Annotated in this window: 27 protein-coding genes; 13 read left to right on the forward strand and 14 right to left on the reverse strand. The window is 69.6% G+C overall.

Features of this window, described 5'->3' with window-relative positions; all coding sequences use genetic code 11:
• Positions 1 to 28: 28 nt before the first annotated feature.
• The 6 genes from C6569_RS10130 to C6569_RS10155 form a co-directional block, all read right to left on the reverse strand.
• A complete protein-coding gene (locus C6569_RS10130; RefSeq protein ID WP_106748731.1) occupies positions 29 to 706 on the reverse strand; it encodes an XdhC family protein in 678 nt (225 codons plus the stop codon).
• On the reverse strand, positions 706 to 1,029 hold the full coding sequence (locus tag C6569_RS10135; RefSeq protein WP_106748732.1) for an XdhC family protein: 324 nt from the start codon (positions 1,027 to 1,029) through the stop codon (positions 706 to 708). Before C6569_RS10135 ends, C6569_RS10130 begins: the two co-directional genes overlap by 1 nt.
• A 105-nt stretch (positions 1,030 to 1,134) precedes the next feature.
• The gene (locus tag C6569_RS10140) at positions 1,135 to 2,325 is read right to left on the reverse strand and encodes a vWA domain-containing protein (RefSeq protein ID WP_106748733.1); all 1,191 of its coding nucleotides are present in this window, start codon (positions 2,323 to 2,325) and stop codon (positions 1,135 to 1,137) included.
• Positions 2,325 to 2,822 carry a hypothetical protein gene (locus C6569_RS10145; RefSeq protein WP_106748734.1) on the reverse strand — a complete coding sequence of 166 codons (498 nt, stop codon included), beginning with the start codon at positions 2,820 to 2,822 and terminating at the stop codon, positions 2,325 to 2,327. Before C6569_RS10145 ends, C6569_RS10140 begins: the two co-directional genes overlap by 1 nt.
• A gap of 4 nt (positions 2,823 to 2,826) precedes the next feature.
• A complete protein-coding gene (locus tag C6569_RS10150; protein ID WP_245898294.1) occupies positions 2,827 to 3,744 on the reverse strand; it encodes an AAA family ATPase in 918 nt (305 codons plus the stop codon).
• Between the two features lie 57 nt (positions 3,745 to 3,801).
• On the reverse strand, positions 3,802 to 4,644 hold the full coding sequence (locus C6569_RS10155) for a DUF3108 domain-containing protein (protein ID WP_181313988.1): 843 nt from the start codon (positions 4,642 to 4,644) through the stop codon (positions 3,802 to 3,804).
• Between the two features lie 202 nt (positions 4,645 to 4,846).
• Here C6569_RS10155 and C6569_RS21935 point away from each other — a divergent pair, with 202 nt between their 5' ends.
• The gene (locus tag C6569_RS21935) at positions 4,847 to 5,212 is read left to right on the forward strand and encodes a hypothetical protein (RefSeq protein WP_181313989.1); all 366 of its coding nucleotides are present in this window, start codon (positions 4,847 to 4,849) and stop codon (positions 5,210 to 5,212) included.
• An 85-nt stretch (positions 5,213 to 5,297) separates the two neighbouring features.
• Here C6569_RS21935 and C6569_RS10165 read toward each other — a convergent pair whose 3' ends face one another.
• The 3 genes from C6569_RS10165 to C6569_RS10175 form a co-directional block, all read right to left on the reverse strand.
• Complete coding sequence (locus C6569_RS10165; protein WP_106748737.1) at positions 5,298 to 6,095, reverse strand: FAD binding domain-containing protein; 798 nt, start codon at positions 6,093 to 6,095, stop codon at positions 5,298 to 5,300.
• A gap of 18 nt (positions 6,096 to 6,113) precedes the next feature.
• Positions 6,114 to 8,477: a xanthine dehydrogenase family protein molybdopterin-binding subunit gene (locus tag C6569_RS10170; RefSeq protein ID WP_106748738.1), complete on the reverse strand. Its 2,364-nt coding sequence runs from the start codon at positions 8,475 to 8,477 to the stop codon at positions 6,114 to 6,116.
• 64 nt (positions 8,478 to 8,541) lie between these two features.
• Positions 8,542 to 9,036 (reverse strand): (2Fe-2S)-binding protein, encoded by a 495-nt coding sequence (locus C6569_RS10175; protein WP_106748739.1) that lies wholly within the window; start codon positions 9,034 to 9,036, stop codon positions 8,542 to 8,544.
• A gap of 250 nt (positions 9,037 to 9,286) precedes the next feature.
• On the opposite strand from C6569_RS10175, the gene pcaD reads away from it, so the two are divergent.
• A complete protein-coding gene (gene pcaD, locus C6569_RS10180; protein WP_106748740.1) occupies positions 9,287 to 10,066 on the forward strand; it encodes a 3-oxoadipate enol-lactonase in 780 nt (259 codons plus the stop codon).
• 228 nt (positions 10,067 to 10,294) lie between these two features.
• Positions 10,295 to 10,681 carry a 4-carboxymuconolactone decarboxylase gene (gene pcaC / locus C6569_RS10185; protein ID WP_106748741.1) on the forward strand — a complete coding sequence of 129 codons (387 nt, stop codon included), beginning with the start codon at positions 10,295 to 10,297 and terminating at the stop codon, positions 10,679 to 10,681.
• Between the two features lie 106 nt (positions 10,682 to 10,787).
• On the opposite strand, the gene C6569_RS10190 is transcribed toward pcaC, so the two are convergent.
• Positions 10,788 to 11,279 carry a flavin reductase gene (locus C6569_RS10190; RefSeq protein WP_245898295.1) on the reverse strand — a complete coding sequence of 164 codons (492 nt, stop codon included), beginning with the start codon at positions 11,277 to 11,279 and terminating at the stop codon, positions 10,788 to 10,790.
• Positions 11,280 to 11,565: 286 nt separating this feature from the next.
• Here C6569_RS10190 and C6569_RS10195 point away from each other — a divergent pair, with 286 nt between their 5' ends.
• The 6 genes from C6569_RS10195 (at position 11,566) to C6569_RS10220 (ending at position 17,095) form a co-directional block, all read left to right on the forward strand.
• The gene (locus tag C6569_RS10195) at positions 11,566 to 12,483 is read left to right on the forward strand and encodes an ABC transporter permease subunit (protein ID WP_106748743.1); all 918 of its coding nucleotides are present in this window, start codon (positions 11,566 to 11,568) and stop codon (positions 12,481 to 12,483) included.
• Between the two features lie 10 nt (positions 12,484 to 12,493).
• Positions 12,494 to 13,909, forward strand: coding sequence for a high-affinity branched-chain amino acid ABC transporter permease LivM (gene livM / locus C6569_RS10200; protein ID WP_106750986.1), 1,416 nt, complete (start codon positions 12,494 to 12,496; stop codon positions 13,907 to 13,909).
• Entirely contained in the window at positions 13,906 to 14,739 is an 834-nt protein-coding gene (locus C6569_RS10205; RefSeq protein WP_106748744.1) for an ABC transporter ATP-binding protein, read from the forward strand. The genes livM and C6569_RS10205 overlap by 4 nt, the downstream gene beginning before the upstream one ends.
• 5 nt (positions 14,740 to 14,744) lie before the next feature.
• A complete protein-coding gene (locus tag C6569_RS10210; RefSeq protein ID WP_106750987.1) occupies positions 14,745 to 15,458 on the forward strand; it encodes an ABC transporter ATP-binding protein in 714 nt (237 codons plus the stop codon).
• Positions 15,458 to 15,838 carry a DUF6867 family protein gene (locus C6569_RS10215; RefSeq protein ID WP_106748745.1) on the forward strand — a complete coding sequence of 127 codons (381 nt, stop codon included), beginning with the start codon at positions 15,458 to 15,460 and terminating at the stop codon, positions 15,836 to 15,838. The genes C6569_RS10210 and C6569_RS10215 overlap by 1 nt, the downstream gene beginning before the upstream one ends.
• A 126-nt stretch (positions 15,839 to 15,964) precedes the next feature.
• Positions 15,965 to 17,095, forward strand: coding sequence for a branched-chain amino acid ABC transporter substrate-binding protein (locus C6569_RS10220; protein ID WP_106748746.1), 1,131 nt, complete (start codon positions 15,965 to 15,967; stop codon positions 17,093 to 17,095).
• Between the two features lie 126 nt (positions 17,096 to 17,221).
• On the opposite strand, the gene C6569_RS10225 is transcribed toward C6569_RS10220, so the two are convergent.
• On the reverse strand, positions 17,222 to 17,956 hold the full coding sequence (locus tag C6569_RS10225) for a cytochrome c biogenesis CcdA family protein (protein WP_106748747.1): 735 nt from the start codon (positions 17,954 to 17,956) through the stop codon (positions 17,222 to 17,224).
• Positions 17,957 to 18,098: 142 nt separating this feature from the next.
• Between C6569_RS10225 and C6569_RS10230 the strand changes: the two genes are divergently transcribed.
• From C6569_RS10230 to C6569_RS10240, 3 genes are all read left to right on the forward strand, one after another.
• The gene (locus C6569_RS10230; protein WP_106748748.1) at positions 18,099 to 19,091 is read left to right on the forward strand and encodes a P1 family peptidase; all 993 of its coding nucleotides are present in this window, start codon (positions 18,099 to 18,101) and stop codon (positions 19,089 to 19,091) included.
• Positions 19,092 to 19,197: 106 nt separating this feature from the next.
• Positions 19,198 to 19,500 carry a hypothetical protein gene (locus tag C6569_RS10235; protein WP_106748749.1) on the forward strand — a complete coding sequence of 101 codons (303 nt, stop codon included), beginning with the start codon at positions 19,198 to 19,200 and terminating at the stop codon, positions 19,498 to 19,500.
• A gap of 110 nt (positions 19,501 to 19,610) precedes the next feature.
• Positions 19,611 to 19,874: a hypothetical protein gene (locus tag C6569_RS10240; protein ID WP_106748750.1), complete on the forward strand. Its 264-nt coding sequence runs from the start codon at positions 19,611 to 19,613 to the stop codon at positions 19,872 to 19,874.
• Here C6569_RS10240 and C6569_RS10245 read toward each other — a convergent pair.
• Entirely contained in the window at positions 19,864 to 20,541 is a 678-nt protein-coding gene (locus C6569_RS10245) for a DJ-1/PfpI family protein (protein ID WP_245898296.1), read from the reverse strand. The genes C6569_RS10240 and C6569_RS10245 overlap by 11 nt on opposite strands.
• Positions 20,542 to 20,546: 5 nt before the next feature.
• Positions 20,547 to 21,791 (reverse strand): NAD(P)/FAD-dependent oxidoreductase, encoded by a 1,245-nt coding sequence (locus C6569_RS10250; protein WP_106748751.1) that lies wholly within the window; start codon positions 21,789 to 21,791, stop codon positions 20,547 to 20,549.
• A gap of 146 nt (positions 21,792 to 21,937) precedes the next feature.
• Here C6569_RS10250 and rpe point away from each other — a divergent pair, with 146 nt between their 5' ends.
• On the forward strand, positions 21,938 to 22,621 hold the full coding sequence (rpe, locus tag C6569_RS10255; RefSeq protein WP_106748752.1) for a ribulose-phosphate 3-epimerase: 684 nt from the start codon (positions 21,938 to 21,940) through the stop codon (positions 22,619 to 22,621).
• Between the two features lie 278 nt (positions 22,622 to 22,899).
• Here rpe and C6569_RS10260 read toward each other — a convergent pair whose 3' ends face one another.
• Positions 22,900 to 23,508, reverse strand: coding sequence for an N-acetylmuramoyl-L-alanine amidase (locus C6569_RS10260; protein ID WP_146144775.1), 609 nt, complete (start codon positions 23,506 to 23,508; stop codon positions 22,900 to 22,902).
• Between the last annotated feature and the right edge of the window lie 8 nt (positions 23,509 to 23,516).

A 23,516-nucleotide genomic window follows, 5' to 3' on the forward strand; every position in this document is an offset into this window, starting at 1 on the left:
CCTCCCTCGCCGCCACTGCGGGACCCGCTCACGCGATGCCCTGCCGCCAGGCCTGCGTCACCTCGGCGAGGATCGATACGGCGATCTCCGCCGGCGTGATGGCGCCGATGGCGAGACCCACCGGCGCCTTGATGCGGGCGAGCGCTTCCGGCGCGACGCCCGCCGCCGTCAGCCGCTCGACGCGCCGGGCATGGGTTTTCCGCGACCCGAGCGCGCCGATGTAGAAGCAGTCCTTCTCGAAGGCGTGCGTCAGTGCGGGGTCGTCGATCTTCGGGTCGTGGGTCAGCGCGATGAAGGCGGTGTAGCGGTCCACGTGGAGGCCCGGCAGCGCCTCGTCGGGCCATTGGGCCAGGAGGGTGACACCGGGAAAGCGCTCGGGGGTTGCGAAGGCGGTGCGCGGATCGACGATGACCGGGTCGTATCCGAGCATGCGCGCCATCGGCACCAGCGCCTGGCTGATGTGGACCGCGCCGATGATCACCATCTGCGCCGGCGGCACCTGCACCGTCAGGAAGGCGCGCGTGCCCTCCACGACGCCGCTGCGGCCCGTGCGCAGCGCCGCGCGGATCGCCCCCTCCAGCGGATCGCCGGCCAGGGTCTCCGCCGTGACGAGCCGCGCCTCGCCGCCGTCGAGATCGGTGACGAGAACCGCGGCACGCCGGCCGGCCCGCGCCGCATTGAGGGCGGAGAGGAGGTCGAGGCGCATCAGCCGACCTTCTCGACATAGACGGCGATACGGCCGCCGCAGGACAGGCCCGCCCGCCAGGCCGTCTCGTCGGCAACGCCGAATTCGAGCATCTTGGCCTTGCCCGAGCCGATCACGTCCAGCGCCTCGGTGACCACCTCGCCCTCGACGCAGCCGCCCGACACCGAGCCGAGAAAGGTGCCGTCCTCGTCGATGACGAGATGAGATCCGACCGGTCGCGGCGCCGAACCCCAGGTCTCGACGACGGTCGCCACCGCCACGCCCTTGCCGGCCTTCGCCCAGGCCTCGGCCTGGCCGAGGATATCGTCGTCGGTCGAGAGCATGGCGGCCTCCCTGGAACATCTCCAACGTCCAAGACATCGGACGAACCGAAGCGCCGCGCAAGGGCGGGCGCTCGATACGTCCTTCGATGCCGGGCATCCATGGCCCTACAGCGCCTTCATCCACCGCCGCGGGTCGTGCGCCCGGTCGGTCCGGCGCGCGTCCAGCGCCGCGACGAGATCGGCCACCGCCGCCACGTTGTGGATGGTGCGGAACTCGTCGACATGGGGCAGCAGGGCGCGGATGCCCTGGGCGCGCGCCTCGAACCCGTCGAAGCGCAGCAGCGGATTGAGCCAGACGAGCCGCCGGCAAGAGCGGTGCAGCCGGTCGGCGGCCCGCGCCAGGTCGGCGGTGCCATCGCGCTCCAGACCGTCGGTCACCAGCAGCACCACCGCCCCGCCCGACAGCACCCGCCGCGACCACAGCCTGTTGAAGGCGGCGAGCGAGGGCGCGATGCGCGTGCCGCCCGACCAGTCCTCCACCGCCGCCGTGCAGGCGGCCAGCGCCTCGTCCGGGTCCCTCGCCTTCAGCATGCGGGTGATGTTGGTCAGCCGGGTGCCGAAGGTGAAGGCATGGACGTTGCGGCGGTTCTCCATCAGCGCGTGGACGAAGTGCAGGATCACCCGCGTGTACTGGTTCATCGAGCCGGAAATGTCGCAGAGCACCACGAGCGGCGGATGCTTGGTCTTCGGCCCGCGCCGGGCGAGGTCGATGATGCCGCCACCCTCCCCGATGGAGCGGCGCAGCGTGCGCCGAAGGTCGATGCGCCGCCCCCGCGGGTCCGGGGCGAGGCGCCGCGTCGGCACGGCATCGTCGGGCAGCACCAGGGCCGCCACCCTGCGGCTCGCCTCGGCGATCTCGGCGGCCGTCATCTGGGCGAAGTCCTTCTTCTGCAGCACCTCGATGTCGGAAACGGTGAGGCTCGCATCCACCTCGATCTCCGGCTTCTCCACCGGCACGCTCTCGGCCTGTTTGAAGAAGGCCTCCTGCAGGCGCAGCGACACCGGATCGGGCTTACCCGGCGTCGCGGGCGCCACCGGCATCAGGATGGAGAGCAGCTTCTCCATCAGGTGCCGCTTCTTCCAGAAGATCTCGAAGGCGGTGCGGAACAGCACCGACTGCTCGTGCTTCGTCACGAACACCGCGTGCAGCGTCCAGTAGAAGTCCTCGCGCGAGCCGATGCCCGCCGCCTCCACCGCCTGCACCGCATCGAGAACCGTCCCCGGCCCGACGGGCAGGCCGGCCGTGCGCAGCGCGCGGGCGAAATGGGTGATGTTCTCGGCGAGCGCGTTCGCCATCAGGCGGGCCTCAGCAGGAAGGCGAAGACCGGCGAAAGGGCTAGCGAGCCGGCATTGTAGACGCCATGGGCGAGCGCCGTGCCGAGAAAGGCGGTGCGCCAGCCGCGGGCGGCATGCCAGCCGGCATATTGCAGGGCGAAGACGAGGAAGATCGCCGCGGTCACCGGTGTCCTGACCAGCGTCAGCGGCAGGTGCGCGGCGACCGCCGCCGCCACCGCGGCGGCGACGAAGAGGGCGACCGGCGCCCGCAGCAGCACCGCCACCAGCCAGTGCAGCACCGCCAGCGCCGCCGTCTCGATCAGCGGCGCGACTAGAATGGCTGCGGCGACGATCATCGCCATGGATAGCGGCGAGGGTCCGGGCGCGGGCATCCGCACTCCGGCGAGCGACAGCGCCGTCCACCAGGCGAGCGGAACCACCAGCAGCGCCGCGCCGATGGCGGCGGCCTTCAGCCAGGCCATCCGGCCGGGATCGGTGACGAGGGCGAGCGGAGCCATCGGATCAGCGTCCCGCCTTCACCTCGTCGAGGATCGCCTTGGCCTCGCCGCCCTGCATCTTCTGGATGTCGTCCTGATATTTCAGCAGCACGCCGAGCGTGTCGGTGACGCCCTGCGGGTCGAGCCCGACGGCGTCGAGTTCGGTCAGCGCGGTCGCCCAGTCGATCGTCTCGGCGACGCCCGGCACCTTGAACAGGTCGGTCTTCCTCAACCGCTGCACGAAGGCGACGATCTCCTTCGTCAGCCGCTCCGGCGCGCCCGGCGCCTTGGCCTTGAGGATGGCGAGTTCGCGCGCCGCGTCGGGATAGTCGACCCAGTGGTAGAGGCAGCGCCGCTTCAGCGCGTCGTGGATCTCGCGGGTGCGGTTCGAGGTGACGATGACGATGGGCGCCGCCGGCGCCTTGATCGTGCCGAGTTCGGGCACCGTGACCTGGAAGTCTGACAGGACCTCCAGCAGGAAGGCCTCGAAGGCCTCGTCGGTGCGGTCGAGCTCGTCGATGAGCAGCACCGGCGGGCCGCGCGGATCAGGCTCGAGCGCCTTGAGCAGCGGGCGCTTGACCAGGAACCGCTCGGAGAAGATGCCCGATGCCAGCGCCTCGCGGTCCACCGCCCCCTCAGCCTCGGCGAGGCGGATGGTGATCATCTGCGCCGCGTAGTTCCACTCATAGACCGCCGCGGCGACGTCCAGCCCCTCGTAGCACTGCAGCCGGATGAGGTTGCGGCCGAGCGCCGTGGCGAGGACCTTGGCGATCTCGGTCTTGCCGACGCCGGCCTCCCCTTCCAGCAGCAAAGGCCGGCCCAGTTTCAGCGCCAGGAACAGCACGGTCGCCAGCGACCGGTCGGCGACGTAGTCGCCGCGCCCGAGCAGGGCCAGAGTCTCGTCGATGGAGGTGGGAAGCGGGATCGGCTGGGCAGTCGTCACTGAGGCACTCCGGCTGGACGCTGGGACCATAGCGCAGCCGGCATGCCGTCGAGAACCTCAATCCGCGGCGGCGCGCCGTGCGGGCGGCTGGCCGGGATCGAGGGCGAGCCGTGTCGCCTGGGCGATGCCGGTGCCGTAGCCGGTCGATAGCGTGATCTTTGCCGGAAGGAGCGTGCGGGTGCCGCGCACCGGCACGAGAACGACCTCGGCGGAGCGCTGCCGCGCGCTCTGGATGTCGTTGCGGTCGGGCCGGTAGCCGGCGATCGGCTCGAAGCGCACCCGGCAGACCGCCGCCTCGCCCTTGTATCCGCCGATCTCGACCTGGCGCGTCTCGACGAAGGAATAGATGAGGTCGAAGCGCTCGCGACCGCCGAAGACCGGGGTGCGCCGCTCGCAGGCCGCCGCTCCCGCCACCGGCCCGGAGCCGCCGGCGACGAAGATGCCGGCGGAGAGCGGGTCGAGGACGCCGCGCAGATGTTCGGGGAGGACGGGGGTCGCGCGCGGATGGGGCGGCTTGTCCGGATCGCGTTCGACGCCGGTGACGTTGCCGCCGGCCATGGCGATGCGCGTCGTCTCCACCTTGCCACCGGAGCGGATCGCCACCGTGAAGCTCGAGGGCACCGGCGTCGCGCCGCGGATCTGGCCGGTGGCGGTGGCCGTGCCCGACCCGCCCGAGAAGATGGCCGCCACCCCTGTGACGCGGACGTCCAGCGTCGTGCGGTAGTTCCGCCCGTCGCTGGTCGAGACCATGGTGCCGCGGCCGATGGAGAGGCCGAGGAAGGTAACGCTGTAATCGGCCGAGACCTGTCCCTGCCCGGCCCCCTGGGCCCGGGCCGCCGACGGCTGTGCTCCGGCGAGGGCCAGAGCGGCGCAGGCGAGGACGGCTGGGACGGGCTTCATGCGCTCACCTCGGGGCAGACGGGCGGTCGACGATCCCGGACTGTGCACGTCGGTGTGGGGCGTTTTTGGGGCGCCGGCCCGCGCCGTCGGCGGCTCGGGAAAAAGGCCCGGGTTGCAACCATTTTTCGCGGATTCGATTCGAATTTTCATTAAGGCGGCGCGTGCTAGCGCAGGGATCGTCAATTCCAGCGCGGGCTCCCCGATGCGCCACAGCACGATCCTGACCACTCTGCTGCTCGCTCTCCTCGCCGCAGCGGTGACGCTGTTCGTGTTCTTTCCCGGCGAGGCGGCCCTCGTCACCGGCAGCGTCCGCCGCATGATCGATCCCAAGCGGCCCGACCTCGTCCGCCTCGAATACATCACCGTGAACCCCGAGCTCTCGCGCGGCTGGCGCACCCTGCGCGTCGTCGAGACTCCGGAACAGTGCCTGCCGCTGCTCGCCCAGAACCATGCCCGCGACCCCGGCCTCGCCGGTCCCCTCGGCGCCCTGCGATGCGTCGCCTACCGCAAGGACGGCGAGATGATCGAGGTACTCCAGACGCGCCGCATCGCGGCTCCGGCGGGCTGAGCGGACGGTTCTCCCGTCACCCATGCGAAAGGGCCGGCGCGGGTGCGACCGGCCCTTTCCTTTGCGTCGAGCTTCCGGCAGGCCGTCAGCCCAGGGCCGCCGCGACGGCCCGTTTGGCGATGACGCCGACGAGATGGGCGCGATACTCCGCCGAGGCGTGGATGTCCCCGTTCAGGTCCTCGGCAGGCGTCGTCACGCCCTCCAGCGACTTCGGATTGAAGCGCCTCGCCAGCGCCTCCTCCATCGCCGTGTGGCGAAACACGCCGTTGGAGCCGGCACCGGTGACTGCCACCCGGACGCTGCCGCCCTTCTTGGCGACGAATACGCCGACGATGGCGTAGCGCGAGGCCGGATTGGGGAACTTCACGTAACCGGCCTTGCCGGGCACGGGGAAGGCGATCTTGGTGACGACTTCGTCCTCGTCGAGGGCGGTGGAGAACATGCCGGCGAAGAACTCCTCCGCCGGAATCTTCCGCTTGCTGGTGTGGACGGTCGCCCCCAGCGCCATCAGTGCCGCCGGATAGTCCGCCGCCGGGTCGTTGTTGGCGACCGACCCGCCGATGGTGCCGCGATGGCGGACATGGGGGTCACCGATATGGGCGGCGAGCCGGGCGAGCGCCGGGATCGCCTGCTGGACGATGGGCGAGTTCGCCACCTCCGCATGGGTCGTCATCGCGCCGATGACGATGGAGCGCCCCTTCTGCTCGATGCCGGACAGGCCGGCGCCCGAAAGGTCGATCAGCGTCTTCGGGCTGGCGAGCCGCTGCTTCATCGTCGGGATCAGCGTGTGGCCGCCGGCCAGCAGCTTGGGGTCCTCGGCCTTGCCGAGGAGCGAGACGGCGCCGCGGACGGTTGCGGCCTTCTGGTATTTGAAAGGATACATGATGACCTCTTTCGAACCTTACTCGGCCGCGATGGCGGCGCGGGACTGTTTCTGGATGACCGTCCACAGGGCCTGGGGCGTCGCCGGCATGGGCACGTCCTCCGTGCCCAGCGCGTCGGTCAGCGCGTTGATGACGGCGGCGGGCGCCGCGATGGCTCCTGCCTCGCCGCAGCCCTTGATGCCGAGCGGATTGGACGGGCACGGCGTCACCGTCATGCCGACGTCGAAGGACGGCAGGTCGTGGGCCCGCGGCATGGCGTAGTCCATGAAGGACGCCGTCACGAGCTGACCTTCCGTGTTGTAGATCGTGCCCTCGAGCAGCGCCTGGCCGACGCCCTGGGCGATGCCGCCATGGACCTGGCCCTCGACGATCATCGGGTTGATGACGTTGCCGAAGTCGTCCACCGCCGTCCACTTGGCGATGGTGGCGACGCCGGTCTCCTGGTCCACCTCGATCTCGCAGATGTGGCAGCCGGCCGGGAAGGTGAAGTTGGTGGGGTCGTAGAACGAACCCTCCTTCAGCCCCGGCTCCAGCTCCTGCGGATTGAACTTGTGGGCGATGTAGGCGTTGAGCGCCACCGTGCCGAAATCCACCGACTTGTCGGTGCCCTTCACGGTGAACTTGCCGTCCTTGAAGTCGATGTCGGCCTCCGCCGCCTCCAGCACGTGGGAGGCGACCTTCTTCGCCTTGGCCTCGATCTTGTCGAGCGCCTTGGAGATGGCCGACATGCCGACCGCGCCCGAGCGCGAGCCGTAGGTGCCCATGCCGAACTGCACCTTGTCGGTGTCGCCGTGGACGATGGAGACGTTGTCGATGGAGATGCCGAGGCGCGAGGAGACGAGCTGGGCGAAGGTCGTCTCGTGGCCCTGGCCGTGGCTGTGCGAGCCGGTGAGGACCTCCACCGTGCCGACCGGGTTGACCCTCACCTCCGCCGATTCCCACAGGCCGACGCCGGCGCCGAGGGAGCCGACCGCCTGGGACGGGGCGATGCCGCAGGCCTCGATATAGGTGGAATAGCCGAGGCCGCGCAGTTTACCGCGCTTGGCCGCCTCGCGGCGGCGCTTGCCGAAGCCCTTTACGTCGGCCATCTCCATGGCCTTCACCAGCGAGGCTTTGTAGTCGCCGCAGTCGTAGGTCATGATGACAGGCGTCTGGTGCGGGAACTTCGACACGAAGTTGCGCCGACGGAAGGCCGCCGGATCCATGCCGAGCTCGCGCGCCGCCGCTTCCACCAGCCGCTCGACGACGAAGGTCGCCTCCGGCCGCCCGGCACCGCGATAGGCGTCCACCGGCGCGGTGTTGGTATAGACCGCGTCCACCTCGGCATAGATGTTCGGGATGGCGTACTGGCCCGACAGCAGCGTCGCATAGAGATAGGTCGGCACCGACGAGGCGAAGGTCGACAGGTACGCGCCCATATTGGCGATGGTCTTGACCCTGAGGCCGGTGATCTTTCCCTCGGCGTCGGTGGCGAGCTGCGCCCGCGTGACGTGGTCGCGGCCGTGGGCGACGCAGAGGAACTCCTCCGTCCGGTCGGCGGTCCACTTCACGGGGCGGCCGCACTTGCGTGCCGCCCAGACGCAGACCGTCTCCTCGGCATAGATGAAGATCTTCGAGCCGAAGCCGCCGCCGACGTCCGGCGCGATGACCCGGAGCTTGTGCTCGGGCGCGATGCCGACGAAGGCGGAGAGAACGAGCCGCGCGACGTGCGGGTTCTGGCTCGTCGTGTAGAGGGTCAGCGCGTCGTTGCCGGCATCGTATTCGCCGACCGCGGCGCGCGGTTCCATGGCGTTGGGCACGAGGCGGTTGTTGACGATCTCGAGCGTGGTGACGTGCTTGGCCGCCGTGAAGGCCGCCTCCGTCGCCGCCTTGTCGCCGATGTGCCAGTCGTAGACCGTGTTGTTCGGCGCCTCGGAATGGACCTCCGGGCCGCCCTGGGCCTTGGACGTGTCGGCGTTCGCCGGCAGCACGCCGTAGTCGACGACGATGGCCTCCGCCGCGTCCTTGGCCTGGGACAGCGTGTCGGCGATCACCACGGCCACGTGGTCGCCCACATAGCGCACCTTGCCCTGGGCGAGGATCGGATGCGGGCCGGCGCGCATCGGCGTGCCGTCCTTCGAATGGATCATCCAGCCGCAGATGAGGCCGCCGACCTTGTCGGCCGCGACGTCCTCGCCGGTGTAGATCGCGACGACGCCGGGCATGGTCTTCGCGCGGGAAATGTCGATGCCGTTCAGCGTCGCGTGCGCGTGCGGCGACCGCAGGAAATAGGCGTGCGCCTGGCCGGGGCGGTTGATGTCGTCGGTATACTGGCCCTTGCCGGTGATGAAGCGGTGGTCTTCCTTGCGCCGGACGGCGGCACCGATGGCGGTGACTGTCATGGACGATCCTCCCTGGGGACGTCGGATGGACGGGAAAGGCTGCGGGTGCGGCTTGTGGCGCCGCTTACTCCGCCGCCTGGCGCGCGGGGGCCGAACCGGTCATCGCCCGGGCGCCGGCTTCCACCGCCTTGACGATGTTGTGGTAGCCGGTGCAGCGGCAGATGTTGCCCTCGAGCTCCTCGCGGATCGTCGCCTCGTCCACCGCGCCCTTGCGGTTCACGATGTCGACGGCGGCCATGATCATGCCCGGGGTGCAGAAGCCGCACTGCAGGCCGTGGTGCTCGCGGAAGGCCTCCTGCATCGGGTGCAGCTTGCCGTCCTTGGCGAGCCCCTCGATGGTCACGACATCGGCGCCCTGACACTGCACCGCGAAGGTCGTGCACGACTTCACGGCCTTGCCGTCGACATGGACGACGCAGGCACCGCACTGCGACGTGTCGCAGCCGATATGGGTGCCGGTCAGGTGCAGGTTTTCGCGCAGCATCTGCACCAGCAGGGTGCGCGGATCGACATCGGCCGTCACCGGTCGTCCGTTGACCGTCAGGGTCACCGTCGGCATGGGCGTTCCTCCTCACATTCCATCAAAACGGGCGCCTACGGGATGTTTTTTGTCTCCGCCGCCAGCTCCCGCGCCGGAAACGGCCTGTTTTCGGCGAGAATTGCAGTTTGGACCCGTTCTCAACGGAGCGTCAAGCTGGAACCTTACCAGAGTGCAGGACGGCCCCCACGCGCGCGCATCCCCCTGCCCCGTTGCAATGTCGCGGCTCTCCCCTAGTCTCTCGCGCCACCCCTGTCGCAGGAGAGCCCTCATGCCCCGCTTCACCACCTCCGACGGCCTGTCGCTGCGCTACGAGGATACCGGTGGCGACAAGCCGGCGCTTCTCCTGTCCAACTCGCTCGGCACCCGGCTGGAGATGTGGCAGCCGCAGATGGCGGCCTTCGCGGAGGCGTTCCGCGTGGTGCGCTACGACAAGCGCGGCCACGGCGAGAGCGAGTTGCGCGTCGGGCCGACGAACTTCGCCCGCCTCACCCTCGACGCCGTCGAACTGCTCGACCATCTCGGCATCGCCAAGGCCGACTGGTGCGGCCTTTCCATGGGCGGCATGAGCGGCATGTGGGCCGGCACCCACCACGCGAGCCGGTTCACCCGCCTCGTCCTGTGCAATACCGGCGCGGGCATGCCCACCGCCGACATGTGGAACCAGCGCATCGCCACCGTGAAGCGCGAGGGCCTCGCCCCCCTCATCCCGACCATCGTCGACCGCTGGTTCACCAAGCGCTTCCAGCAGGCGGACCCCAAGGCCGTGGCGCGAATCGTCGCCATGCTGGAGACGACCCCGCCCGAGGGCTACGCCGCCTGCTCCGCCGCCATCCGCGACATGGACCAGCGCGAATCGATCCGGTCGATCCGCCTGCCGACCCTGGTCATTTCAGGCACCCACGACGGCTCCACCCCGCCGGAGAAGGGCCGCGAGATCGCGGCCGCCATCCCGGGCGCGCGCTATGTCGAGCTCGACGCCGCGCACCTCTCCAACATCGAGCAGGAACAGGCCTTCACCGACACGGTGATGGGCTTCCTGCGGCCTTGAGGCGCCGGCAAGAGTGTCGGTGCGCCCTTCGGGGCTCTGCCTGCTCGCACCTCAGTAGGAAGAGGGTCGAGCCTGGCGTGACGACCGACCGTGTCCCGCGTCGTGCAGGACACCAACGCCCCTCATCCTGAGGTGCGAGCCCCGGCGATGCGGCCGCATCGGCCGGGGGCGAGCCTCGAAGGACGCAATTCCACCGATTCAGGGCGCCCGCCCCGACAGGAGACCTCCATGGACGAAAAAGACCGCTTCGAAAAAGGCCTCGCGGTGCGCCGCGCCGTGCTGGGTGATGCCCATGTCGACCGCTCGCTGGCGGCTCGCGACGGCTTTTCCGGCGAGTTCCAGGACTTCATCACCCGCTACGCCTGGGGCGAGATCTGGACCCGGCCCGGCCTGGAGCGCAAGACGCGCAGCTTCCTGGTGCTCGCCATCTGCGCCTCGCTCGGGCGCTGGGAGGAGTTCCGCCTGCACTGCCGCGCCTCCTTCTCCAACGGCGTCACCACCGACGACATCAAGGAGGTGATCCTGCAGATCGCCGTCTATGCCGGCGTTCCCGCCGCCAACACGGCGATGAAGGAGGCGAAGGAGGTCTTCGCCGAGCTCGGCATCAAGACCTGAGATTCTGCAGGACCCACCCTTATCCTCTCGTCGCGCTAGCGAGGGGAGGTTCGGGTGAGGCATTCTTTGCGGGAACGAGCGGCAGATGGGTCGCGCAAACGCCCCCTCAGCGCGGGATCGGCCGATACGCCCGGTCGAAATAGGCGAGCGCCGGCCCGGTCGGGCCGATGCGCACCGCCTCCACCTGGCCGATGAGGATGTGGTGCGTCGCCATGGCGCGCATCTCGACGAGCCGGCAGTCGAAGCCGACGAGGGCGGTGTCGAGGGTCGGCGCGCCGGTGGCGAGCGGTGACCACGCGCCTTCGCCGAAGCGCTCGGCCCCGGTCAGGCCGCGGCGGCCGGCGAAAGTCTCCGCCAGTCCCTCGGCGCCGGCCGGCAGGGCGTTGACGGCGAAGACACCGTTACTGGCAATCAGGGCGCCGTTGGCGGACTTGCGGTTGAGGCAGACGAGCAGCGTCGGCGGGTCGTCCGAAACGGATGCGACGGCGATGGCGGTGAAGCCGCCCGTGCCGGCGGGACCGGCCGTGGTGATGACGTGCACATGGCCGGCGACATGCGCCATGCCGTCGCGATAGGCCTGGGGGGAGGCCGCGCGCACTCCCGGAATCATCGAGCGGCTGGCTCCGCCATCCATGCACAATCCTCTGTTCTCCCGATGATATAGGCCCGACAGGCCGCCCGGGCCAACGGCCGGGACTGAATTCTCGGTGATTAAGGTTGAGGCCGGCGTGTGAATAAAGCGCGTCGTGCCATTGTGAGTTGTCCGGACGCTTGCTACCGATAGGGCGTTGGCTCCGCCGCATGGACCGCCCGCAGAGGCGGCCGGCGCCGGTGACCATCACGGCGCTATCCCGCGCCGGAGGGGAACATGGGAAGGTGACGGCATGGAAGTCTTCTTCCAGCAGCTGATCAATGGCGTCACGCTGGGGTCGATCTACGGTCTCATCGCCATCGGCTACACGATGGTCTTCGGCATCATCGGCATGGTGAACTTCTCCCATGGTGATGTCTTCATGGTCTCAACCTTCATCGCCCTCATCGCGCTGATGATCCTGACCACCTGGCTCGGCGTCGGGTCCATCCTCATCGCGCTGATGATCGTGCTGATCGTCGCCATGGTCTTCACGTCGCTGGTGAGTTGGACCATCGAGCGCGTCGCCTACCGGCCGCTGCGCGGGTCCTTCCGCCTCGCCCCGCTCATCTCCGCCATCGGCATGTCGATCGTGCTGTCGAACTTCGTGCAGGTCGCCCAGGGCCCGCGCAACAAGGCCATCGACCCCATCCTCAACAACGTCTTCGTGCTCTCGGCCGCCGGCGGCTACCAGGTGACGCTGTCCTACAAGCAGATCGTCATCGTCGTGGTCACGGCAGCGCTCCTCGCCGTGTTCTGGTGGGTGGTGGCCAAGACGCCGCTCGGGCGGGCCCAGCGCGCCTGCGAGCAGGACCGCAAGATGGCGGCGCTCCTCGGCGTCGACGTCGACCGCACCATCTCCATCACCTTCGTCATGGGCGCCGCGCTCGCCGCCGTCGCCGGCACGCTCTACCTCGTCTATTACGGCGTGGTGAACTTCTCCGACGGCTTCACGCCCGGCGTGAAGGCCTTCACCGCGGCGGTGCTCGGCGGCATCGGCTCGCTGCCCGGTGCCGTGCTGGGCGGCCTCCTGATCGGCCTGATCGAGGTCTTCTGGTCGGCCTACTTCTCGGTCGAGTACAAGGACGTTGCCGCCTTCTCCATCCTCGCGATCGTGCTGATCTTCATGCCCCAGGGCATCCTCGGCCGTCCCGACGTCGAGAAGGTCTGACGCCGTGACCATGCCCGTGGACACCGCACCGGCCGCCCCCTCGCCCGTGGCCCGTGCCATGAAGGACGCGCTCTTCGCCGCCATCGTCGCCGCCGGCGTCTTCGGCCCCCTGCTCGCCTTCAAGACGACACAGGACATGCAGAACCGGCTCATCGTCGAGCCGCGCTGGGACCTCCTCGCGGTCGTCGTGCTGCTGGTGTGGGCCGGCCGCTTCCTGCTGTCGCTCTGGCAGGCCCGGGTGCGGCCCGAGACCACGGCGGCTATCGGCTCCCACCTCGTCTTGGGCCTGATCCCGCCGAGCATCCGGGCCGTGATCAGGAACGGCCTGCCGCCGGCCGCCCTCGTCGCCCTCTTCGTCTATCCGATGATGATCATGTCGCTCACCGGGGGGTCCGGCGCCCTCAAGTGGATCGACAATTTCGGCATCCAGATCCTCATCTACGTGATGCTGGCCTGGGGCCTGAACATCGTCGTCGGCCTCGCCGGCCTGCTCGACCTCGGCTACGTCGCCTTCTACGCGGTCGGCGCCTATGCCTATGCCCTCATCGCCACCAAGGTGATCCCGGCGACCTTCCCCGGCCTCGGCGTCTGGGCCTTCTGGATCTGCCTGCCGATCGCCGGCATCCTCGCCGCCTTCTGGGGGGTGCTGCTCGGCTTCCCGGTCTTGCGATTGCGCGGCGACTATCTCGCCATCGTGACGCTGGCCTTCGGCGAGATCATCCGCCTCATCCTCATCAACTGGACGGCCTTCTCCAACGGCTACGAAGGCATCTCGACGATCCCGCGGCCCTCCTTCTTCGGCATTCCCTTCAACGCCTCCGACACCGGCTTCGCAGCCGTGTTCGGGCTCGAGTTCTCGCCCGTCTACCGCACCATCTTCCTCTACTACGTCATCGTCTGCCTCGCCCTGCTCACCGCCTGGGTGTCGAACCGGCTGCGCAAGCTCCCCGTCGGCCGCGCCTGGGAGGCGCTGCGCGAGGACGAGATCGCCTGCCGCTCCCTCGGCATCAACACGGTCAACACCAAGCTCACCGCCTTCGCCATCGGCGCCATGTTCGGCGGCTTCGCCGGCTCCTTCTTCGCCGCGCGCCAGGGCTTCATCTCGCCCGAGAGCTTCACCTTCATGGAATCGGCGGTCATTCTCGCCATCGTCGTGCTCGGCGGCATGGGCTCGCTGATCGGCACCGCCATCGCCGCCGTCGCCATGATCGGCGGCACCGAACTCCTGCGCGAGCTCGACTGGCTGAAGGCCATCTTCGGCAACGACTTCGACCCCGCCCAGTACCGCATGCTCATCTTCGGCCTCGCCATGGTGGCGATCATGGTGTGGAAGCCGCGCGGCTTCGTCTCCACCCGCATGCCCACCGCCTTCCTGAAGACCCGGCGTGCCGTCTCCGCCGACCACGTGAAGGAGGGCCACGGATGAGCGAGGCCATCCTCTCCGTCGAGCACCTGACCATGCGCTTCGGCGGCCTCATCGCCGTCAACGACCTCTCCTTCGAGGCGCGCCGCGGCGAGATCACCGCCGTCATCGGGCCCAACGGCGCCGGCAAGACCACGGTGTTCAACTGCATCACCGGCTTCTACAAGCCGAGCCAGGGGCGCATCACCATGCGCCATCCCGACGGGCGCACCCACCTGCTCGAGCGCCTGCCGGACTTCCGCATCTCGCAGGAGGCGAAGGTCGCGCGCACATTCCAGAACATCCGCCTGTTCTCAGGCATGACGGTGCTGGAGAACCTTCTGGTGGCCCAGCACAACCCGCTGATGTCCGCCTCCGGCTGGTCGATCGGCGGCATCCTCGGCCTGCCCTCCTATGGCCGCGCCGAGCGCCGGGCCATCGAGAAGGCGGCCTACTGGCTTGACAAGTGCGGCCTCACCGACCGCGCCGACGATCCTGCCGGCGATCTCTCCTACGGGCCGCAGCGGGCCCTCGAGATCGCCCGCGCCATGTGCACCGACCCCGAGCTCCTCTGCCTCGACGAGCCGGCCGCCGGCCTCAACCCGCGCGAGAGCCTGGTGCTCAACGACCTGCTGCGCTTCATCCGCAAGGAGCACGGCACCTCCCTGCTGCTCATCGAGCACGACATGAGTGTGGTCATGGAAATCTCCGACCACGTCGTCGTCCTCGACTACGGCATCAAGATCTCCGACGGCACGCCCTCCCAGGTGCGCGAGGACCCCAAGGTCATCGCCGCCTATCTCGGCGTCGACGATTCCGAGGTCGAGAAGGTCGAGGCGGAGGTCGGGCTGTGACGGCGCTGCTCACCGCCCGCGGCGTCGAGACCTTCTACGGCGCCATCCAGGCGCTCAAGGGGATCGACATCGACGTCGCCAAGGGCGAGATCGTCACCCTGATCGGCGCCAACGGCGCCGGCAAGTCGACGCTGATGATGACCATCTGCGGAAGCCCGCAGGCCCGCCGCGGCTCCATCGTCTACGACGGGCAGGACATCACCCGGCTGCCGACCCACCAGATCATGCGCATGGGGATCGCCCAGTCGCCGGAGGGCCGGCGCATCTTCCCGCGCATGTCGGTCTACGAGAACCTCCAGATGGGGGCCTCCCTCACCGACCCCGCCTTCTTCGCCGACGACCTCGACAAGGTCTTCGCCCTCTTCCCCCGCCTCAAGGAGCGGCGCGACCAGCGCGGCGGCACGCTCTCGGGCGGCGAGCAGCAGATGCTCGCCATCGCCCGCGCCCTGATGAGCCGGCCGAAGCTGCTGCTGCTCGACGAGCCGTCCCTCGGCCTCGCCCCGCTCATCGTCGCCGGCATCTTCAACGCCATCCGCGAGCTGAACCGCCAGGAGGGCCTCACCGTCTTCCTCGTGGAGCAGAACGCCTATCACGCCCTGAAGCTTGCCCATCGCGGCTACGTGCTGGTCAACGGCGCCGTCACCATGGCCGGCACCGGCCAGGAGCTCCTCGCCCGCGAGGAGGTCCGCGCCGCCTATCTCGAGGGAGGCCGGCACTGATGCAGGGCATTCTCTACGAAGAGCCGTCCATCTGGCTGTTCCTGCTGGTGACGCTGGTCCTGGGCGGCTGGCTCGCCGTGATGACCGGCCGGGCCTGCGCCCAGACCTGGCGCGGCATTCCCGAGACCATCGCCTACCTCCTCGTCCTCGGCCTCGCCGTGCGCTTCGCCCATTTCGCCCTGTTCGAGGGCACACTGCTGTCGCTGCGCTACTACGTCGTCGACACGGTGATCGTCACCGCCATCGGACTCCTCTCCTGGCGGGCCACCCGCACCGACCAGATGGTCCACCAGTACTGGTGGCTCTACCAACGCACCGGCCCGCTCACCTGGAGCGAGCGGCCGGTCCCGCTGTCCTCCCCTCCGGAAAAACCCCGATGACGCATCGGTCGCAGCCGGACGGGCTGACAAGTCCCGCAAAAGGGTGTTCGATCCCCGTCAAGGACGGCATGGCCGTCCTCCGCGAAGGCTCGATCCCCTCGTGACCCCTCTTGGGAAGGATGAGAGATGAAGACCAAACTCCTCGCCGGGCTCACGCTCGGTCTGGGTCTCGCCCTGGCGCTTCCCGCCCAGGCGCAGATCCGTCTCGGTGTCGCCGGCCCGATCACGGGTCCGAACGCCTCGTTCGGCGCCCAGTTGCGCCACGGTGTCGAACAGGCCGTGGAAGACATCAATGCCGCCGGCGGCATTCTCGGCCAGCGCATCCAGCTCTCGGTCGGTGACGACGTCTCCGATCCCCGCCAGGGCGTGAGCGTCGCCAACAAGTTCGTCGGCGACGGCGTCAAGTTCGTCGTCGGCCACTTCAACTCGGGCGTGTCGATCCCCTCCTCCGAGGTCTATGCGGAGAACGGCATCGTCGCCATCACCCCCGCCTCGACCAATCCGCGCTACACCGAGCGCGGCCTCTGGAACGTCTTCCGCACCTGCGGCCGCGACGACCAGCAGGGCGCGGTGGCCGGCGCCTATCTCGCCCGCCAGTTCGCCGGCAAGCGCGTGGCCATCGTCCACGACAAGACCACCTACGGCAAAGGCCTCGCCGACGAGACGCAGAAGGCGATGAACGCCGCCGGCCTCAAGGAGGTGATCTACGAAGGCGTCAACACCGGCGAGAAGGACTTCTCGGCGTTGATCTCCAAGCTCAAGGCGGCGAACGTCGACGTCGTCTACTGGGGCGGCCTGCACACCGAGGGCGGCCTCATCGTTCGCCAGATGCGCGACCAGGGCGTCGCCGCCCCGCTGATGTCGGGTGACGGCATCGCCGACAACGAGTTCGCCGCCATCGCCGGCCCCGGCGCCACCGGCACGCTCATGACCTTCCCGCCGGACCCGCGCAACCGCCCCGAGGCGCGCGCCATCGTCGAGAAGTTCCGCACCGCCCGTCGCTTCGAGCCGCAGGCCTACACGCTCTACAGCTACGCCGCCGTGCAGATCTTCCAGCAGGCGGCTGTCGCCACCAACTCGGTCGACCCCAAGAAGATCGCCGAGTTCATGCGCACCGGCCACGTCTTCAAGACGGTGATCGGCGACATCTCCTATGACAAGAAGGGCGACATCACCCGCGCCGACTACGTCATGTACACCTGGCGCGCCGGCCCGGACGGCAAGGTCTCCTACTTCGAGAACCCGACGACCAACTGATCGTCCCGCCCAAGGCGGACTTGGGAAAACGACGCCCGCCCGGCTGCAACCGGGCGGGCTTTTTCATGTCCCGCAGCCGTGGACCTCGGGAATTCCGGTTCCGCGGAGCGACCCGAAAGGCGGCCGTCAGCCGATCGCCCCGAGGGCCGGGAAGGTCTCGAGCAGCCAGAAGGCGACCGTCGACATCTGGCCGGTCAGGAAGGCGAGCCCGGTGAGCACGAGGAGCCCGCCCATCACCATCTCCACCACGCGCAGCCGGCCGCGCATGGAGGCGGCGAAGCGCAGGAAGGGCTTGATGGCGAAGGCGGCGAGGACGAAGGGAATGCCGAGGCCGAGGGAATAGACCGCCAGCAGCAGGGCGCCCTTGTGCAGCGTCATCTCGGACGCCGCCACCGCCAGGATCGCGGCGAGCACCGGGCCGATGCAGGGCGTCCAGCCGAAGGCGAAGGCGAGGCCCATGAGATAGGCCCCCGTCGGGCCCGCCTTGGGCGGGGCCATGTCGATCTTCGCCTGGCGGTAGAGCAGCGGGATGCGGAACAGGCCGAGGAAGTGCAGGCCCATGACGATGATCACCACGCCCGCAACCATCGACAGGGTGCCCGAGTAGATGCGCACATAATGGCCGATCAGCGAGGCCGAGGCCCCCATGGCGACGAAGACGGTGGAAAAACCGGCGACGAAGACGAGGGCCAGCATCACGGCGCGGCGCACGAGAGACGGGTTCGCCTCGGCTTCGGCCAGGTCGTCCAGCGTCGCACCGGTGAGATAGACGAGGTAGGGCGGCACCAGCGGCAGCACGCAGGGGGACAGGAAACTCACGAGGCCCGCGAGCAGGGCCGCGGTGAGGGTGACGTCAGGCATTCCGGTTCCGCCCCGCTTGCAGCCGCCGCCGCAGGTCGTTCATTCAGGGGTGTCTATATGTGCGGCGGACGTGACGGAAGCGTTGACTTGCCCCAATCGCAGAGGCGTGATGCCGCGTGATGATCCCCGACGGCACCGCAGCATGACATCCAACAGCCTCACCGACATCGCCGGCCTCAAGGTCGGCCACGCCACCGATCTCGCCCGCGGAACCGGCACCACCGCCATCGTCTTCGACCGGCCCGCCGTCTGTGCCGTCGACGTGCGCGGCGGCGCGCCGGGAAGCCGCGACACGGAGCTCCTGCGGCCCGACAAGACCGTGCAGACGGTGGACGCCGTGGTGCTCTCCGGCGGTTCCGCCTTCGGCCTCGACGCCTGCGGCGGGGTCAGCGCCTGGCTCGCCGAGAACGGCCGGGGCTTCGCCATCGGTTCCATGCTGGTGCCGATCGTGCCCGGCGCCATCGTCTTCGACCTGCTCTCCGGCGGCGACAAGGCGTGGGGCCGCTTCTCGCCCTATCGCGACCTCGGCTATCAGGCGGCCGCCGCCGCCACCGCCGCTCCCGTGGCGCTCGGCACCGTCGGCGCCGGCACCGGCGCCACCACGGCCGACCTCAAGGGCGGCGTCGGCTCGGCCTCGGCCGTCTCCGCCACCGGCCACCGGGTCGGGGCCATCGTCATCGTCAACGCGGTCGGCAGCGCCACCATCGGCGCCTCGGGCCATTTCTGGTCTGCGACGGACGAGGTCGGCGCCGAGTTCGGCGGCCGCGGCCTGCCCAGCCCCTGGCCGGCGGACGCCCATGCGCTGAAGCTGAAGGGCGCGCGCCCGGAAAACACCACCATCGCCCTCGTCGTCACCGACGCCGTGCTCGACAAGGGCCAGGCGACCCATCTCGCCGTCATGGCGCAGGACGGGCTCGGCCGCGCCATCCGCCCGATCCACACGCCGCTCGACGGCGACACGGTCTTCGCCGCCGCCACCGGCGCCGTACCGGTCGCCGACTATGCCCGCGACATGGCGGTGCTCGGCTTCACCGCCGCTTCCGTTCTCGCCCGCGCCTGCGCCAGGGCAGTGTTCGAGGCCGAAGCCCTGCCCTTCCCCGGCGCCCTGCCCTCCTGGAAGAGCCGCTTCGGCTGAGGCCCCTTTACCGAGGCTTCACCACCCGGAGAGCGAAAGCTCGCAACGGCCGCCCGGCTGTGGCTTTGTGGCTCCCGGACGGGGTGGACACCAGGAGGTGCCGCCCATGATGAGCACGACAGGCCCCAGCGCCGCAGGGATCGATACGACCCGGCGTGCGGATGAATATCGCCGCGCCGAAGAGGCGCGCCGGGCGGAAGAGGCGCGCCTCGCGCAGGAAGCCGCGGAAGCTGAAGGCAAAGCCGTCGGCTCCTCCACGACCACCCGGACCGAGGACCCCGCCGTCGTCTACGACAGCCGCATCGCCGAGATGCGCCGCGCCGCCGAGGCTGCGGAGCGGCAGCCCACCCGATCCCCCAATGCCGCCGCGGTCATGCCTTCGGCCCGCATGTTCGACATCACCGTCTGAAGCGGCGTTTACCGCCTCTTCACCATGTCCGGACGGATGGCGCGCGGGCGGGTAACGACACCGCCCCGCGCCCCGAAGCACGAGGCGTCACTCACCGGACGTGTCGCCCCATGATCGAGATGGTCAACGGCTATCCCTGCGCCGACTGCACGGACGTCAGCAACGCCAAGCGCGGGCTCGATCCCGAGAACCCGACCCGCGATCCGGTGAAGCAGGAACAGCTCGACAGGAAGGCCGGCCGCGTGCCGGAGCCCGCCGTGGTCTATGAGGGGCGTCTCGCCGACATGATCCGCGCCGGGGAGGCTGTCCTCCCGGCTCCCGCAGGGTCCGCCGCCTATCCGCCCGCGGCCCGGCTCTTCGACATCACCGTCTGAGGGCGGCGGCCGCGCGCTCGGATATGGCCCGTCGCTCGGCGAGGAAAGGCTTCAGTCCCTCGCGGACGGTTGCGACCATCTCAGCAGGCGCCGAGGCCGGGCTGCCGCCGGAATAGGGCGGCGCCGGATCATATTCCATGAACAGCTGCGCCTGCCGGGCCCGCTCCTCGCCGAACAGCAGGGCGGCGAGCGTCAGGGCGAAATCGATGCCGGAGGTGACCCCGGCGCCGCTGACGCGGTCCCGGTCCACCACCACGCGCTCCGCCACCGGCGTCACGCCGAAAAGCGCCAGCTGATCGATGGACGACCAGTGGCAAGTCGCCCGGTAGCCGGTCATCAGGCCGGCGGCCGCGAGGACCAGCGACCCCGTGCAGACCGATGTGATCCACTGCGCACCGGCCGCCTGCCGGCGCAGGAAGTCGAGCGTCTCGGCATCCTCCATGACGCCCATCTGCCCCGGCCCGCCCGGCACGAAGAGAATGTCGGCCTGCGGGCAATCGGCGAAGGTCGCCGACGGCAGGATCTTCAGCCCGGAGGCGTCCGTCACCGGGTCCATCGTCTTCCAGACGAGATGGACCTTCAGCTCCTTGAACCGCGTGAACACCTCGAAGGGACCGGTGAGGTCCAGCTGGGTGAGCCGCGGAAACAGGAGCATGACGACGTTCATGGGCGTCACCAGCGGTCGATGCGGTAGGGCGAGAGGTCCAGCGGCTGCGGCGCGCCCTGCATGGCGATGGCGAGTGCCTTGCCGGTGGCGGGGCCCAGCGTGAAGCCCCAGTGACCGTGGCCGAAGGCGAACCACAGGCCCTCGTGGCGCGGCGCCGGCCCGACGACGGGGCGCGAATCCGGCGTCGCCGGCCGCCGCCCCATCCAGGGCTCCGCCTCCACCGGCTCGCCGAGGTCGAACAGATCCTTGGCATGGGCGAAGGCGCGCTCCACCTGCACCGGCGTCGCCGGCGCGTCGGGCAGCGCGATCTCGACGCCGGTGGTCAGCCGGATGCCCTGCTCCATCGGGCAGAGCACGTAGCCGACGTCCTCGTCGCAGACCTGGCGGTTGAGGAAGGCGTTGCCGGCGGGCTTGTAGTGGCGGTGATAGCCGCGCTTGGCCGAGAGCGGCACCGAATAGCCGAACTTCGCCACCAGCGCCTTCGACCAGATGCCGAGCGCGACGACCACCTGCCGGGCCGTGACCGGGCCGTCCGCCGTCTGCACGCGATAGCCGCCGGCCACCTTCTCCAGCGTCATGGCGTCGCCGATGACGAAACGGCCGCCCCGGCTCACATAGGCTTCCGCATAGGCCTTGGTGACGCCGCCGGGGTTCGACACGGTGTCGGCACCCTTGCACCAGATGGAGCCGGCGAAGGCGCCCTTGAGGTGCGGCTCCAGCTCCAGCGTCTCGTCATGGGTGAGCTTGACGTTGTCGATGCCGAATTCCCGCGCCAGAGCGAGGCGGCGGTCCTGCGCCGCCAGGCTCTCGGGGCGGCGATAGAGCTCCAGCCAGCCCGTCTGGCGGAAATAGCGCTCGGCCCCCGCCACCGCCATCAGCTCGCGATGGGTCTCCACCGCCTGGGCGAAGAAGGGCCGCATCACCCGCGCCGTCTCCTCGAGCTTGGCCGGTGCCGACCAGCGCCAGTAGTCGAACATCCAGCGGGCGACCTTCGGCAGCGCGCCGACATGGTAGTGCGAGGCCGTCTGCCTGTTCAGCGCATGCTGGAACAGCGTGGGAACGTCGCGCGGCATGGCGACGGGATAGAGATTGCCGCCGTCGATGACGCCGGAATTGCCGTAGCTCGTCTCCTCGCCCGGCTGGCGCCTGTCGACCAGAACCACGTTCAGTCCGCGCATGCGGGCATGGAGGGCCGTCGAGACGCCGACCATGCCGGCGCCGAGAACGATTACGTCGTGAATGTCGGTCATTGATCCGTCGCTGCGGGCATGGCTGTCTGGGGGCGGCGCAACATTGCCGGGGAGCCGACGGTATCGCAAGCGATGGCAGCCCCTCGTTGCCCGCGCACCTTGCCGCGTGCTACCCGGCGCCTCGGCCCTCCCGCGAGACCCCTGCCATGACCCGCCCCGTGCTCATCGCCCCCTCAATCCTCGCCGCCGACTTCTCGAAGCTCGGCGAGGAGGTGCGCGCCGTCGACGCCGCCGGCGCCGACTGGATCCATCTCGACGTGATGGACGGCCATTTCGTGCCCAACATCACCTTCGGGCCGGACGTGGTGAAGGCGCTGCGCCCCCATACGGCCAAGGTCTTCGACGTCCATCTGATGATCGCGCCCACGGACCCCTATCTCGAGGCCTTCGCCCGCGCCGGCGCCGACGTCATCACCGTCCATGCCGAGGCGGGCGCCCATCTCCACCGCTCGCTGCAGGCGATCCGCGCGCTCGGCAAGAAGGCCGGCGTGGCGCTGAACCCGGCGACCCCCGCGAGCGCCATCGCCCATGTGCTCGACCTCGTCGACCTCGTCCTCGTCATGACCGTGAACCCCGGCTTCGGCGGCCAGGCCTTCATCGCCTCCCAGGTCGAGAAGATCGCCGAGATCCGGCAGATGGTGGCGGGCCGCGACATCGTCATCGAGGTGGACGGCGGCGTGACGCCCGACACCGCCCCGCTGGTTGCAGCCGCCGGGGCGACGGTGCTCGTCGCCGGCTCCGCGGTGTTCAAGGGCGGCCCGGCCCAGTACGGCGCCGCCATCTCCGCCATCCGCTCCACCGCCGAGACCGCCCGCGGCACGATGGTGTGAGCGGGATCGCTCGACAGCGTTGAACCGAAGCCCCTCACCCTCTCCCCGCAGGCGGGAGAGGGGCAACAGCGTCGCGCCGCTTGCGGCCACGGTGGTGCCCGGCATCACGGTCACAGGACGGCCGTGACGTCGACGCCCCCCTCTCCCCGCCTGCGGGGAGAGGCGAAGGGTGAGGGGCCGGACCATCGCCCCCCAAGGGCGACACGTCGTGCCCCGGTCAGGCGCGGGCATGACGAAGCGGCGGGGTTCGCGAAAGATGATCCCCACCTCCGCCCGCTCTATCCCCGCTCGAGGATCTGCGCCGCGACCTCCGCTAGCGGGAAGGCCGGCCCCGGATCGACCTTGCGGCGCGGCGCGATGTCCTCGTGGCCGAGCACCGAGGCAAAGCCGTAGGCGGCCCGAAGCGCCCGGCCGATCGCGATCGCCGCCGCCACCTGCGCCGCAGGATAGGCATGCCAGCCGGCGTCCGCGCCCTCGTGCCTGTGGCGGGCGACGACCACCTCCCCGTCCGGCACCGCCTCGCCCGTCCAGGTCCGCCACCGACCGCCCGCGCCCTTCGCCAGCCGCCCGGCATTGACCATCTCGATGCCGATCGACTGGCTGTTGAGACCGCTCACCCCCTGCCAGCTGCTCTGCCCGCAGTGCCAGCAGGTGCGGTCGAAGGCCATCATCTGCGTCACCTCGCCCTGGCGGTCGAGGACGAGATGGGCAGAGGCCTTGGCGCGCGGATCGAGGAACCACCCGATGGCGGAGCGCGCCGTCAGGCCGGCCGTGTAGTGCAGGATGAGGTGGCGCGGCGTCATCGCCCGCCCGCCGTGCGGCGACTGGCGGAAGCCGACGGGTCGCCCGTCGAGACACAGCCTGTGATTGAGCACCGAGAAGGACATGGACACCC

The organism is Phreatobacter cathodiphilus (assembly GCF_003008515.1).
GTDB classification, from domain to species: domain Bacteria; phylum Pseudomonadota; class Alphaproteobacteria; order Rhizobiales; family Phreatobacteraceae; genus Phreatobacter; species Phreatobacter cathodiphilus.